General features: G+C 42.4%; 10 protein-coding genes. All 10 read left to right on the plus strand.

Annotated elements, in window-relative coordinates:
* The first annotated feature begins 490 nt into the window (after positions 1-490).
* The 10 genes from glpK (at position 491) to LU361_RS15040 (ending at position 15,019) form a co-directional block, all read left to right on the plus strand.
* Positions 491-1,978, plus strand: coding sequence for a glycerol kinase GlpK (gene glpK / locus LU361_RS14995; protein WP_233089697.1), 1,488 nt, complete (start codon positions 491-493; stop codon positions 1,976-1,978).
* Positions 1,979-2,377: 399 nt separating this feature from the next.
* Positions 2,378-3,502 carry an ABC transporter ATP-binding protein gene (locus LU361_RS15000; protein ID WP_233089698.1) on the plus strand — a complete coding sequence of 375 codons (1,125 nt, stop codon included), beginning with the start codon at positions 2,378-2,380 and terminating at the stop codon, positions 3,500-3,502.
* The gene (locus tag LU361_RS15005) at positions 3,495-4,595 is read left to right on the plus strand and encodes an ABC transporter ATP-binding protein (RefSeq protein ID WP_233089699.1); all 1,101 of its coding nucleotides are present in this window, start codon (positions 3,495-3,497) and stop codon (positions 4,593-4,595) included. The genes LU361_RS15000 and LU361_RS15005 overlap by 8 nt, the downstream gene beginning before the upstream one ends.
* Positions 4,592-5,461, plus strand: a complete 870-nt coding sequence (locus LU361_RS15010) for a carbohydrate ABC transporter permease (protein ID WP_233089700.1) — start codon at positions 4,592-4,594, stop codon at positions 5,459-5,461. Before LU361_RS15005 ends, LU361_RS15010 begins: the two co-directional genes overlap by 4 nt.
* A 9-nt stretch (positions 5,462-5,470) precedes the next feature.
* Complete coding sequence (locus LU361_RS15015; RefSeq protein WP_233089701.1) at positions 5,471-6,271, plus strand: carbohydrate ABC transporter permease; 801 nt, start codon at positions 5,471-5,473, stop codon at positions 6,269-6,271.
* Between the two features lie 43 nt (positions 6,272-6,314).
* Entirely contained in the window at positions 6,315-6,581 is a 267-nt protein-coding gene (locus tag LU361_RS15020) for a DUF2160 domain-containing protein (protein WP_233089702.1), read from the plus strand.
* 228 nt (positions 6,582-6,809) lie between these two features.
* Complete coding sequence (locus tag LU361_RS15025; protein WP_233089703.1) at positions 6,810-8,540, plus strand: ABC transporter substrate-binding protein; 1,731 nt, start codon at positions 6,810-6,812, stop codon at positions 8,538-8,540.
* 355 nt (positions 8,541-8,895) lie between these two features.
* Positions 8,896-9,996 (plus strand): porin, encoded by a 1,101-nt coding sequence (locus LU361_RS15030; RefSeq protein ID WP_233089704.1) that lies wholly within the window; start codon positions 8,896-8,898, stop codon positions 9,994-9,996.
* A 746-nt stretch (positions 9,997-10,742) separates the two neighbouring features.
* Positions 10,743-11,870: an efflux RND transporter periplasmic adaptor subunit gene (locus tag LU361_RS15035; RefSeq protein ID WP_233089705.1), complete on the plus strand. Its 1,128-nt coding sequence runs from the start codon at positions 10,743-10,745 to the stop codon at positions 11,868-11,870.
* Positions 11,871-11,872: 2 nt separating this feature from the next.
* Positions 11,873-15,019, plus strand: a complete 3,147-nt coding sequence (locus LU361_RS15040; RefSeq protein ID WP_233089706.1) for an efflux RND transporter permease subunit — start codon at positions 11,873-11,875, stop codon at positions 15,017-15,019.
* Positions 15,020-15,628 lie beyond the last annotated feature (609 nt).

Consider the following 15,628-nt stretch of genomic DNA (forward strand, 5'->3'; position numbering starts at 1 on the left):
TTTCATCTGCCTTTCTCATCTACTTTTCCGGCCTACAAAGGGCGCATCTAAATTTTAATCCAATAATCTTTGTTGGATTCATTTTTTACTTGAAAAGGTTGGTCATGCGCCATGTTGTGAAAATTTAGTGTGTCAATATGATGTCTAAATCCGCTGCGATACGGCTGTTTTCTTATTTTCGTTTGTTTGTGTCGCTCATTTGTCAAAAGTGAGGCGAAGAGCCGAGTTGACGGGCTTTTCGGCGCATGGGTTATTAAGCGTCTACAATCTCTTAGTTGATAGTGCGAACCCGCTTTTAACCAATTGCGATAAAGAGTTCGTTTGTTATTGCATTTGTTTCGCTGGTTGTGAAGGTGTACTGGTTTAGTTGCCTCAATTATGTACAATCCGAATTTTTTTCTAGGATAATCGTGATCTTTATGTTTCAATAAGAACATAAACGAACATTAAATAACATTTATCATAATAATAATTGAGGATTTGATACCTAATGGATCGTTACTTATTGTCTATAGATCAGGGGACGACCAGTACCCGAGCCGTTTTATTCACCACAGAAGGCGCAATCGTAGCCAAGGCACAAAGTGAGTTTCCTCAATATTTTCCCGAAAATGGTTGGGTTGAGCACGACCCCAATGACCTTCTTACCACTTCCATTGATTGTTGTCAGCGAGTTCTCAAAGAACAAAACATCGATGTTTCGCAAGTTGCCGCCATGGGAATTACGAATCAACGCGAAACAACTATCGTATGGGACAAAAATACCGGTAAAGCTATTTACAATGCAATTGTTTGGCAAGACCGACGAGCAAGCGTTTATTGCCAACAATTAAAAGACGATGGCCTAGAGCCAATGTTGCAAGAAAAAACAGGATTGCTGGCCGACCCATATTTTTCTGCAACCAAACTCAAATGGGTGCTTGATAATGTCAGTGGCGCGCGGCAAAAAGCAGAGCAAGGCGATTTACTGTTTGGTACCGTTGATACGTATTTACTTTGGCATTTAACCCACGGTAAATCTCATAAGACTGACGCCAGTAATGCCTCGCGAACCTTGTTGTTCAACATCCATACCCAGTCCTGGGACAAAAAACTATTAGCACTGTTTGATATTCCAGAATGCATGCTGCCCGAAGTGGCCGACTCAGCACATGATTTTGGCGTTAGTGAAAAATCCATCTTAGGTGCAGAAATTCCAATTTTGGCAATGGCCGGAGATCAACAAGCGGCACTGTTTGGTCAAGCTTGTTTTAAATCGGGAATGGCAAAAAGTACTTACGGTACAGGGTGCTTTTTAATACTGAATACCGGCGATAAAGCCTTAACCTCCAAGAATCAGTTACTCACTACGGTAGCCTATCGTTTGAATGGCAAAGTGACTTACGCGGTAGAAGGCAGCATTTTTGTTGCAGGCGCAGCAATACAGTGGCTTCGCGATGGCTTAAAACTCATTAATCAAGCCGATGAAGCAGAAATCCTCGCACGCGATACGCCACTTTCTCACGGCGTGTATATGGTGCCCGCTTTTACCGGTTTGGGCGCGCCTTATTGGGACCCGGATGCACGCGGTGCTATTTTCGGTTTAACCCGTAATACCGGCATTAAAGAAATTGTGACTGCTGGTTTGCAGTCAGTGTGTTACCAAACCAAAGATCTGCAAAAGTCCATGGAAATCGACGGCGTACGACCGGTCTCGTTACGAGTGGACGGCGGAATGGCTGCTAATGCTTGGTTCCTACAATTTTTGGCCGATATTTTAGGGGCGAGAGTAGACGTTCCTAAAGTCATAGAAACCACAGCCCAAGGTGTTGCGTTTTTGGCGGGTTTACAAGCCGGTATTTTTACCTCACTGGAGCATATTGAAACAGCGTGGAATTTAGAGGCCAGTTATGACCCCGTTATGACAAAGCCTGAACGAGATAAATTCTACGCGGGTTGGAAAAAATCGGTTAAACGAGTGAGCAGCGAATTAAATTAAGCGTGAATGTTGTTGTAGAAATAAATATTCAAAAATTTTCGCCAAATTAAAAATAATAAAAAATTCTGTAAAAATTCATTGAAAAGACAATTTTCGGCGTGCTAGACAAGCACTCTGGGGATTGTCTTAAGCAAAATAAAAATAAATTAAAGCAAATTCAGAAATATTCTATAAAGTTTGTTCAAAATAACTTTTACCAAAAGTGTAACCTTTATTGAAGATAACTGTTATTGAAAGTCAATCCGAAAAGTTTAATGTACTTTAAACGCTTAATTTAAAATAAAAGAATAATTTTCTATAAATTAAAAAGCACTTTAAAAATATTAAATTACAATAAAAATAATTTTTTATAAATTCAAAAGAAACTTAATAGTTTAAACTAAGAGGTCGTTGAGTGTTATGTCACTAACGCTAAAGAATATATCGCGTGTCGTGAATGGTGAAACCTATATTGATAATGCCAATATAACCTTTGCGCCGGGTTCCTTTAATGTATTGCTAGGAAGAACCCTTGCGGGGAAAACATCTCTCATGCGCTTGATTGCAGGACTGGATAAGCCTGATCAAGGTAAAATTTTAATGGATGGTACTGACGTTACTGGTATACCCGTGCAAAAACGGAATATATCCATGGTGTATCAACAATTCATTAATTACCCTAATTTAAGCGTCTTTGAAAATATTGCCTCACCATTACGTATTGCGGGAGTAAAAGATACAGAGATCAACAAGCGCGTTAGTGAAGTTGCAGAAATGCTGCATATTGAGCAGTTTTTACAACGTTTACCACTGGAACTTTCGGGCGGCCAACAACAACGTACCGCAATGGCTAGGGCGTTGATCAAAAAGGGAAGCTTAATTTTATTCGACGAACCACTCGTAAACTTAGACTATAAATTACGTGAAGAATTACGTTTTGAATTGCGCGAATTATTCAAAACACAAAATACCATCGCGATTTACGCGAGTACTGAACCCAATGAAGCATTAGCATTGGGTGGTGTTACAACTTTATTGCATGAAGGTCGTATCATTCAAACCGGCCCAGTTAACGACGTTTACAGTTTTCCTAACAGTATTGAATCGGCCGAACTATTCAGTGAGCCTCCTATCAATATTATTAATGGTGTTGTCGACGGTTCCAAAGTGACTATTTCGAGCGGCACAAGTTTTAGTTTTCACGAAGAGCTCGGCGAAATTAGTTCTGGCGAATACAATTTTGGTATTCGCCCTCACCATATCACCATGTCTCAGCAAAATGATGACGACATTGCACTCGATCTTACTGTCGATGTTGCAGAAATCAGTGGTTCAGAAACCTATCTTCATATGGCAGGACATCGCATATCGCTGGTTGCACAACTGGCAGGTGTTCACGCATTTCACAGTGACGTACCTGTACGCGTTTATTTGCCAATTAATAAATTATACGTTTTCAACACACAGGGGAAAATGATTCAGGCACCACATTATCTTATTGGCCGTGAATCTAAAACATCATCTCAGGGGGTGACTCATGGCTGAAATACATTTGCAATCGCTGGCTCACAGTTATCTTGAAGAGCCAAAAAAGCCGGAAGATTACGCGATTCGGGAAATGAATCATGTCTGGACTCAAGGCGGTGCTTACGCACTGTTAGGTCCTTCTGGTTGCGGTAAAAGCACGTTGTTAAATATTATTTCTGGTTTGCTGCAGCCTTCGGAAGGCAAAGTAAAATTCGACGGAAAAGAAGTAAATACCTTACAGCCAGATCAGCGAAACATTGCTCAGGTTTTTCAGTTCCCAGTTATTTATGACTCAATGACGGTTTATGAAAACTTGGCATTTCCGCTGCGAAACTTAAAATACTCAAAAGATAAAATCGACAAAAAAGTCAATGAAGTTGCCGAAGTGTTAGAACTAGGTGAACTCCTGCACAGAAGAGCTAATCGCTTAACTGCCGATGAAAAACAAAAAGTCTCAATGGGCCGTGGTTTGGTTCGAGACGATGTGTCAGCGATTTTATTTGATGAACCATTAACAGTTATTGATCCACACTTGAAGTGGAAATTGCGACGCAAGCTCAAGCAAATTCACGAAAAATTTAATATCACCATGGTTTATGTGACCCATGATCAGCTTGAGGCGTCTACTTTTGCCGATAAGATTGCCTTGATGTATCAGGGCCAAATTGTACAGTTTGGTGAACCCAGAGAGCTTTTCGAAAATCCAGAGCATACCTTTGTTGGGTACTTCATTGGCAGTCCCGGAATGAACATTATCGAGGTTTCATTAGAAGGGGACATGGCGGTATTTGACGGTGTGAAAGTTCCATTAAATGCAAACATGGTGCACAAAGTATCATCGCAAAAATCCAACAACATAAAAATTGGCATTCGACCGGAATTTGTTGAAGTAAAAAATTCATCCGATGCAAATACGTTTCCATGCGATGTGCTTGATGTAGAAAATTTGGGTACCTATAAAATTATTACGCTTCAATTTGGGCAGCAAAAAATAAAAGCACGTATCGAAGAAGACCAAGAAGTTCCTTCTGGAGTTGCTCACATTTCTTTGCCAGATGAATGGTTGAAAGTCTATGTTGATGAGTATCTAGTGAAGGAGGAAACAGCATGAACCTAAAAGTAAAAAATAATAAAGCTTGGTTTTTGGTATTGCCGGTTTTAGCGCTCGTTGCTTTTTCAGCGGTAATACCTTTGATGACCGTTGTTAATTACTCTGTTCAAGATATTTTTGATCAAAACAGCGCTTATTTTGTTGGCACCGAATGGTACCGAGAGGTCTTAAATGATCCGCGCCTGCAGGATTCTTTGATCCGACAATTTACATTTTCGGCAGCAGTATTACTCATTGAAATTCCGCTCGGCATTTTGATTGCCTTAATGATGCCAACACGCGGAAAAATGGCGTCGTTTTGTTTGGTGGTATTAGCAATGCCGTTGCTTATTCCTTGGAACGTTGTCGGTACAATTTGGCAAATTTTTGGCCGAGCAGACATCGGTTTAATGGGCGCTTTTTTGAATGGCATTGGTGTTGATTATAACTATGCCTCAAACCCGACTGACGCGTGGTTTACTGTTCTATTGATGGACGTATGGCACTGGACTTCATTGGTTGCATTACTGTGTTATTCCGGTTTGCGTTCGATTCCTAATGCTTATTATCAAGCTGCAAAAATTGATCAGGCGTCGGCGTGGGCCATATTCCGCTACATTCAATTACCAAAGCTTCAAAGTGTTCTTGTGATTGGTGTTCTGCTGAGATTTATGGACAGCTTTATGATTTACGCTGAGCCGTTTGTTCTTACCGGTGGCGGACCCGGTAACTCAACCACTTTCTTGAGCCAAACCTTAACTAAGATGGCAATTGGACAATTTGATTTGGGACCAGCAGCAGCGTTCTCATTGATTTACTTCCTAATTGTACTGCTGGTGTCGTGGTTGTTCTTCACCACAATTACCCATCTTGATAATAAAAAGTAAGGCAGAAAAATGAATAAACGAAAAATTATTGGTATTAGCCTGTATATCTTTTTTATTGCGCTACCTATTTACTGGCTAGTTATGATGTCGTTCAAAAGTAATGATGAAATACTCAGTACTTTGAGCTATTGGCCACAGAATTTCACCTTTGATAACTACATTAATATTTTTACCGATTCCAGTTGGTATATGGGTTACATAAATTCGATGATCTATGTAATTCTTAATGTGATTATTACCTTGTTAACCGCGCTGCCTGCTGCATACGCGTTTAGCCGCTACCGTTTTTTGGGCGATAAACCGTTATTTTTCTGGTTGCTCACCAACAAAATGGCGCCGCCAGCCGTATTCTTGTTGCCGTTTTTCCAGCTGTATTCTTCTGTTGGTTTATTCGATACGCACATAGCGGTGGCGTTGGCTCACTGTTTGTTCAGCGTGCCATTGGCAGTATGGATTTTAGAAGGGTTTATGTCGGGTGTTCCTACCGAAATTGATGAAACTGCGTATATTGATGGTTACAGCTTCCCTAGATTTTTCATCAAAATCTTTTTGCCAATGATTCGTTCCGCCATTGGTGTGACTGCATTTTTCTCCTTCATGTTCTCTTGGGTAGAGCTACTCATGGCAAGAACACTGACATCGGTAGAAGCAAAACCTATTGGTGCGATTATGACACGTACTATTGGCGGTGAAGGTGTTGATTGGGGATTGCTGGCCGCAGCGGGTGTGCTCACCATTATTCCTGGATGTCTCGTCGTTTGGTTTGTGCGTGATCATATTGCCAAAGGCTTTGCCTTAGGCCGAGTGTAAAAACATTAAATAAAAAAATTGCTTGAGGTGTTAAATGGGTTGGATGGCTTGGTCAACAGTGACCACAACATTTTTTATCGGTATAGCGATAATATTAATTTGCATGACGATTTGGGAAATTAAATCACCGACGGTTGAGCGCAAAGGATTCTTGCCAATTATTGCGACCACTCGCGGAGACAGAGTGTTTATCGGCTTGCTCGGCAGTGCTTATATTCATCTTATTTTCTTGGCAGTGAGTGAACACAGCATTTGGATCGCTTTCGGTATTTCCGTTGTTTGGTTTTTCTCAGTGCTGCGATGGGGTTAACAATTTTCTAATACCGGCAGATTCAATCGCTGTTGGATCAAAACAGTTTTGACGTCTGCCTAGGTATTTATCAATAAACATTAAATTAAGACAGAGGTTGGCAATGAAATAAAACGACGATCAATAATTTTGGAGCTAATCCACGGTTCCATAAATGGGTATTCCCCCTATGAATACACACCCTGTGGATATACACCTATGGATGTTAAATTAATTTAGAGGTTAGATATGAAAAGTAACTATAATTATAAATCGACTTCTCTACTTACTCTGGTTGCTGCTGTTTCTGCAATTGGCTTGAGTACTCAAGCGATGTCTGATCAGTATTCAGATGCATCTAAGAAATGGCTCGATAATGAATTCACAAAATCAACGCTAAGTAGAGCTGAGCAAGAGAGAGAATTGCAATGGTTCAGAGAAGCGGCTAAAGAATTCCGTGGTATGGATATCAATGTGGTATCAGAAACCATTACCACCCATGAGTATGAGTCTAAAGTTTTAGCAAAAGCATTCTCTGAAATCACCGGAATTAACGTTAATCACGATCTTATTGGTGAGGGTGATGTTGTTGAAAAACTACAAACCCAAATGCAATCTGATCGCAATATTTACGACGGTTGGATTAACGATTCTGATCTCATTGGTACCCATTTCCGTTACGGAAAAGTCGTTCCTATTTCTGACATGATGAAAGACGAAAAAACGACTTTACCTACATTAGATCTCGACGATTTTATTGGTCTTAGTTTTACGACCGGTCCCGACGGCGTTATTTATCAATTGCCGGACCAGCAATTTGCAAACTTATACTGGTTCCGAGCCGACTGGTTTGAACGTCCAGAATTAAAGCAGCAATTCAAAGCAAAATACGGCTACGAATTGGGTGTACCTATTAACTGGTCGGCCTATGAAGACATCGCTGCCTTCTTTTCTAACGATGTAAAAACCATCGATGGCGAGCGCGTTTATGGTCACATGGATTATGGTAAGAAAGATCCATCCCTCGGATGGCGTTTTACCGATGCCTGGTTCTCAATGGCTGGAGCCGGCGATAAGGGCATTCCCAACGGTGTGCCGGTTGACGAGTGGGGCATTCGTGTTGACGGTTGTCGCCCGGTAGGTTCGAGTGTTTCTCGCGGCGGCGCCACCAACGGTCCAGCAGCGGTTTACGCAACTACAAAATACGTCGATTGGTTACGCGCTTACGCACCACCAGAAGCACAAGGCATGACGTTTGGTGAAGCTGGCCCTGTTCCTGGACAAGGTAACGTTGCCCAGCAAATTTTCTGGTACACCGCCTTTACCGCGGCATTAACCGAACCTAGCTTACCCGTTGTTAATGAAGACGGAACCCCTAAATGGCGTATGGCTCCTTCGCCAAAAGGTCCGTATTGGGAAGAGGGCATGAAGCTCGGTTATCAAGATACCGGTTCTTGGACTTTCTTGAAATCAACGCCAGAAAAACGTCGTAAAGCGGCTTGGTTATACGCGCAATTTACCGTGTCTAAGACGGTTTCATTGAAGAAAACTTTGGTGGGTTTAACGCCAATTCGTGAGTCCGATATCAATTCTCCTGAAATGACCGCCGCAGCGCCAAAATTGGGTGGATTGGTTGAGTTCTATCGTTCTCCAGCGCGTCTTCAGTGGTCGCCTACAGGCACTAACGTTCCGGATTATCCAAAACTTGCGCAGCTTTGGTGGCAGTACGTTGCAGAAGCAGCGAGTGGTGAAAGTACGCCTCAGCAAGCGTTAGATGGTTTAGCCAAAGCGCAAGACAAAATGCTGCGTCGTCTAGAGCGTTCGAAAGTACAGGGCGAGTGCGGTCCTAAATTGAACCCTCAGCAAGATCCACAATTTTGGCTTAATCAGCCGGGTTCACCTAAAGCGAAACTAGCGAACGAAAAACCACAAGGTCAGACCATTAGTTATTCTGAGTTATTGAAAAGCTGGGAACAGTAATTTAACCCAAGCGATAACGGTTAATGATTAGTTTTTTCCAACACTGAAAAGTGTTGGAAAGCCTTGTCGCTCGCTAAATTTTTAAGATTTTTATTGCAGCACTTTATTTACGATTTAATGTACTTAAAAAAATAATAATCTAAGCATTACATAAGCAACGCCGGATAATAAAGGGTTTTACCATCTATTCTCTGGTTATTTTCTCAATACCACATTTTCAATAATTATATTTTTGCATTTTTAATGGCCTTTTAGCGTTTTTAAAAATAGTGATTAACAAGGGCGAATCGGAAAAATTCTGACTTCCGCTAAATTGAAAGTGCTAAATAATAATATTATAAAAGAGAGTATTCCCATGAACATACTTACCCAAAAGAAATTACCTGCTGCCCTAGGTGCGGTTTTACTTACCAGTAGCTTTTCAGCGTTCAGTGACACAGAATTTTCCTTCGCTGATGGCTGGACCGGAAGTGTTGGTTTTCAAATTCAAACCTTCCTTGTTGATATCGATAATAAAGTAACGGATGAATCCAGCAGTCGCATCCAATCCGGTTTTGATCCTTCGAAGTTAACGATAAACATTGCAGCACCAGAATATAACGGTTTAAAAGTCTCAGGTACTTTCCAGGCGGTGCAATCAATACAAGGCGCTAAGGATCAGGGCGATGGGTCAACAGATAATTTTGGGGTTCGTATTGCGCAGGTGAGTGTCCAAGGTGATTTCGGTACCGTTAAATTTGGACGTGACATTGCCATTTTTGGTTTGAGTTCACTGGCGCATGACACTGGCAGTTTGCCGGGCGTAGGTCGTGGCGGCACTGTTGATGGTGGCGGCGCGACAGCCGGTCGTATTAATTACGGTTACTACTATCCTGATTTTCACGCGGGCATTCAGTACGCCTCTAATAGCTTTAATGGCGTTAGCTTCCATGTCGGTCTTTTTGATCCTATTGATATTTCTGCTCCAGCAGACGAAGACTCGGTCAGAGCAGAAAATCTGCGTTTTGAGGGTGCCATTAACTATAAAAGTGAAGCGCTCGATCTTTGGGTGAGCTTTATTAATCAAGACACAGAAGCAGACGCTGAAATTAATGGTTACGACCTAGGCGGCGAAGTGCGCTTTGGTCCGGTAGCACTAACGGCTGCTTTTTCTGACGGCACTGGGATTAACTGCTGTACGCCAAGCACCGATGATTTTGAACAATGGTACGTTGAGGCCGATTATACCTTCGGTAAAACCACCATTGGCGCGAGTTACGGTGAAAACGAACTTACCGATGAAAGCGGTGAGGATATTTCTGATGGCGAGCTAACCATGCTGTTTGTTCACCACAACTTAACGCCAACGTTAACTCTGATTGCTGAATGGAACAACGAAACAGTCTCTTCAGCGGAATTAGGTACTGATACAACCGACAGAGACACACTTGCCTTTGGTGTTAACTGGCAGTTCTAAATCAGCTGTTCTAAACGAACAGTTGTAAGCACAACGTTTAAGGATTTCCCCCACCAACTTTGACAAGGATGTTTTTTTTAGAAATTTCCCACTGTTTCGATCTCTATAACTGAGGCGTAAGAGTGGGGTCACAGACTTACATCGAATTTTATATCGCGTGCAACTTAAATAATATTACCTAAAAAATATATGCAGTATTGTTGTTCGCGATGTTAATGATTAGTGTTGTTGTTACACGTTTGAAAGGAGCTGTGTTTTATGCTCCTGTTTTTTTAAGGTCCTGTCTTTTAAGACTTTGTTTTTCAAGCCTCTGTATTTCATTCTTAATTTTATTTCTAATTTTCACCTCTCTTTTTCTCGTTAGCTATTTTTCGCATTCAGATTCAGGCTCAGGTTTCGTTGTGTTTGTTTCTTGATCAATAACAGATTGCGTCATTTATTCTCAGACATAATTTCACAGATTGATCTTGTCATGCTGTGTAATCTGTTTAGATAGCTTGTCATACAGATTATGTTTATGTGACAGATTTCTTATCGGCCGTTATGGGCATGTGTGTTATGTGCATAGATCTTATGGGCATAGGTCTTATGGGATATGTCTGAGACAGGCGAACTCAATTTTGCACATTTGTATAACAGAATCTTCATTTTGTTTATTTAGATTAATATTGAATTTCTTTAATATACGCGAAATTGTGGGTTAGCCCTCAAATTGGTTTGGAAAACGAAATTTTAAAGGTAGGAATATGATTGCCCGAAGTGTGCCAATTGTCGTCATTTTGACCCTTACTGCTTTATTGGTCTCTGGGTGCGAGAAAAAAACGCCCGAGGCGAGTCCGAATATTGCGGCCATTCCAGCTCGGGTAGAAACACCTGAATTAAGAATGATCACCGAGTGGAACGAATTTACGGGCCGTTTTCAGGCGTTAGATCGCGTTGAGATTCGCTCTCGTGTAGGCGGGTATTTAGAGGAAATTCGCTTTAAAGACGGCCAAGAAGTGAAAAAGGGCGATGTTTTGTTTGTCGTCGATCAGCGTCCGTTCGAGATTGAGCTTAAAAGCGCTGAGGCGCGATTCGAATTTGCTGATAAAGAATTTAAACGTGCTGGCGGTTTACGAAAATCAAACGCGATTTCTGAAGAAGAATATGACCAACGCATTCAAGAAATGAGAGTCGCAAAAGCTGAGATGGAAAATGCCCGGCTTAATCTGGAATTTTCTGAGATAAAAGCCCCGTTTGATGGCCGAATTAGCCGTAACTTGGTCAGTTCGGGCAGTTTAATCAGCGGCGGTAATGCCAACGCAACTCACTTGGCAACCTTGCTAACTGTCTCGCCGATAGAATTTTATTTTGAAGGCAGTGAAGCCGATGTGCTCGCCTATCATCGACTTCGCTTGAGCGGTGGTATTACCGGCGAGCGAGGTGCCGCTCAACCGGTGTACCTAAAACTTCAAGATGAAGATAGCTTCTTACACGAAGGCATTTTTAATTATGTCGACAACGAATTAAGAACAGATACCGGCACTATGGAAGGGCGAGCCATTTTTGATAACGCCGATGGAATATTCGAGCCGGGAATGTTTGGGCGTATGAGAGCGACTTTTCGCGAGCCTAGCGAATATTTGGTGGTTCCAGAAACTATTATCGGAACGGAATTCAATCGCAAATACGTATACGCATTAAGTGCCGACAATAAAGCGGTTCGAAAATACGTAACCTTGGGTCAAATAACCGAAGACGGTCAGCGCGTAATTAAATCTGGACTCGAAACAAATGATCGTGTTGTTGTAGGCGGGTTACATATGGTGCGTCCGAATGCATTAATTAGCCCGATTACCGAAGACCAAGTGGCGACTCAGCAAGAGGGCAAGTAATTATGAAAATTGCTCACTTTTTTATTGATCGCCCACGCTTTGCCACGGTTTTATCGTTCATGATCGTGGTTTTTGGTGTGCTTTCTTATTTCTCACTGCCGGTATCACAATACCCTGAAATCGCACCGCCTCAAATTCAGGTCATTGCGTCTTACCCCGGCGCCAATGCCGAAACCGTTGCGCAAACCGTTGCCACGCCGCTGGAGCAAGAAATCAACGGCGTAGAGAATATGATCTACATGTCGTCGCAAGCGACCAATGATGGCGAAATGAGGCTCAGCATTACGTTTGAGCAAGGCACCGACGTTAATACGGCGCAAGTGCTGGTACAAAACCGGGTATCTGCTGCACTACCTCGATTGCCCGAGTCGGTTCGCAGTCGCGGAGTGACAACCATTAAAAGTGCGCCCGACTTTTTATTGGCAATTAACCTGTATTCACCGGGCGGCACTTACGATCAAAACTACATTGGCAATTACGCGAGCCTAGAAATTAATGACCAGTTAAAACGTTTGGACGGCGTAGGCAATAGCCAAACCTACGGCGCATCAAATTACTCTATGCGTATTTGGCTCGATCCTGATCGCTTGGCGTTTCTTGGTCTAACCGCGCAAGACGTTGTTGAGTCTGTGCGCAGCCAAAATATTCAGGTGGCCGGCGGTATCTTGAACCAGTCGCCAGTGCCAAACCAACACGCCTTTGAGTTAACTGTGCAAACTCAAGGACGTTTGGTCGACGAGCAAGAATTTGAAAATATTATTATCAAATCCGGCGACCGCGGTGCCTTGGTTCGTTTAAAAGATGTGGCGCGTATTGAGCTGGGTGCCGAGAATTATGTCACCCGAGGTTATTTAAACGATACCCCTTCTGTGATCATTGCGCTGACAATGCGCCCTGGAGCCAACGCACTCGATACATCCGACACCGTTATTAAAGCCATGCAACGGTTGTCAGAGAATTTCCCCGCCGATTTAGAATACAAAATTATCTACAACCCAACGACTTACATCGAAGAATCCATGAATGAAGTTTTTCAAACTTTGTTTGTGTCTATGATTTTGGTCATTGTTGTGATTATTGTTTTTTTGCAGAGCTGGCGAACAGCCATTATTCCCGTTATTGCCATTCCTATTTCGTTAATAGGCACGTTTGCAGTGATGTTGATGGCTGGATTTTCTCTCAACATGTTGTCGTTATTTGGCTTAATTCTCGCAATTGGTATTGTTGTCGATGATGCGATTGTTGTGGTTGAAAACGTAGAGCGTAAGTTGCGTGAGGGCATGGAGGTTCGTCAAGCTACCAAAGAAACTATGGACGAAGTGGGCATTGCACTGGTGGCAACCAGTTTGGTGTTAGTCGCGGTATTTTTGCCGACAGTTTTGATGGAGGGAATTTCGGGGCAGTTTTACAAACAGTTTGGGGTCACCATTGCCGCGGCAACTATGATCTCGACGGTGGTTTCGATCACTCTCAGTCCGGTGATGGCGACGATCCTTATGAAAGCGCCAGTAGATCGCCAAGCTCCTATGGGTTTTCTTGAAAAAGCCTCGAACGGTTTCAATAATTTTATTGATAACATGTCTGGCAAGTACGCCTTTATTGTTCGAAAACTGGTTCGTATGACGCTGGTGGTATCTGTGGTGTACGTGGGTTTAATTACTTTAACGGGTTATCAGTTTTCTAAAATACCGACGGGGTTCATTCCGGCACAAGACAACGGTGTTGCCATCGCCATAATTAACCTTCCTTCGGGTGCTTCTTTGGACCGAACGGACGCTGTGGTGCAACGAGTCTCTGAGGCCATACTCAGCGTTGACGGCGTCGAAGATACGGTGTCATTTACCGGTTTTTCTGCGGCAACCAATGCTAATGCGAGTAATGCTGGGGCCATCTTTGCGGTTTTGGAACCGTTAGGTGAACGTCCCAGCCTTGAGGTGATTTTGACCAATATGCAGCGAGCCTTCTCGACAATTGACGACGCTTTTGTTCTGGCTATTTCTCCGCCACCGGTACCGGGTATTGGTAATGCCAGTGGTTATAAAATGATGATTCAGGATCGCGGCGCACACGGACCTGTGGCACTCGAACAAGCGGCCTGGGCGTTAGCGGCGGCAGCGAATCAGGCCGAGGAAACACGATCTGCCTATACTTTTTTTGAAACCGGCACACCGCGTATTTACTTAGATATCGATCGCGATCGCGCCAGACGGTTGAATGTGCCGCTAAGCAGTGTTTTTAGCACATTAGAAATTAATCTTGGCTCGGCCTATATCAATGATTTTAATTTCCTTGGCCGTACATTTCGGGTGACAGCGCAGGCAGATGCTGAATACCGATTAACGAAAGACGACGTGCTGCGTTTGAGAGTCAGAAGTGAAGACGGCAATATGGTTCCTATTGGTTCCATTGCCACCGTTCACGATACTTCCGGCCCTTCACGAGTGCCGCGCTATAACTTGTACCCATCTGCGGCGGTCAGTGGCGAGACCAGTCCGGGTTTCAGCTCTGGGCAGGCAATTGCGCGTATGGAACAACTCGCTGAATCGGTACTTCCCGATGGCTTTGATTATGAATGGACCGAGTTAGCTTACGAGGAAAAAAATACCGGTAATACCGCGATTATTATCTTTATTCTGGCGGTTTTATTTGTGTTTTTACTGCTTTCTGCGCAATACGAAAGCTACACCTTACCGCTGGCAATTCTGTTAATTGTGCCGATGTGTTTATTGTCTGCCGGTGCAGGATTACTCATTGCCGGTATGGACAATAATATTCTCACTCAAATTGGCCTGGTGGTATTAATTGGCCTAGCGTCAAAAAATGCTATTTTGATTGTCGAATTTGCCAAACAAAATGAACAAGAAAAAGGCATGGACGTTTGGAACGCCGCAGTAGAAGCTTGTCGTTTAAGACTGCGCCCGATATTGATGACGGCCTTGTCTTTCATTTTAGGCGTTTTACCGTTGCTGTTTGCCTCTGGTGCCGGTTTTGAAATGCGCCAAGCCATTGGCTTAACGGTTTTCTCTGGCATGTTAGGCGTTACTTTATTTGGGCTTTTCCTTACGCCTGTATTTTATGTGATTTGCCGAAAAATGGTTGGCTTGGTTTCTACTGACAAAGTAAATTTAAACAAACTTAATCAGCATTAATTAATATAGTTTTCTATTAATATATTGTTAATTGAGATTATTTTTCTTAGATTTTCTAACGGTTATTACTCATGATGCAGTTTTAAATTAACGGATTTTTATCGGTAATTTAATTCATGATCATGAGTAATACCGCGCATGTATTTAAATCTAATTTTCCAAGTACATTTTTTATGTACGTGTAATTGCTATCAATTACAGTCATATCCAATTGTTTTTTATTTTTTACTAATCCTTCTCGTACTCGATCGAGTTCCACTCCTATATAAGCATCTTCTCAAGCGCTGTCGTCTGTTTTCCTGACGTTTATTAGGTTTACATTATTGGGTTATTTTGTAAATTAATTGTTGACTTATTACAGTTATCAAGAATAGTATGTACTGAGTTTACAAAAATAGTTAAAAATGTAAATTTATAGGTTATTTTTAATCTATAACTGTATGTTTATGACGATAGGCTGGGTGGTATGTGTGCTCATTCAAAGTCGTATTGTCGACGAAAGACCTCTAAACCCTCGGTGTAGCAGCCAGAAATCATTTGGTTGTAGAGCACAGACGAGGAACCACAGCAGAAAACTTTGACGTTATCGTGAGCCGCTTTAATGGAAGG

The organism is Sessilibacter corallicola, assembly GCF_021290925.1.
Lineage (GTDB): Bacteria > Pseudomonadota > Gammaproteobacteria > Pseudomonadales > Cellvibrionaceae > Sessilibacter > Sessilibacter corallicola.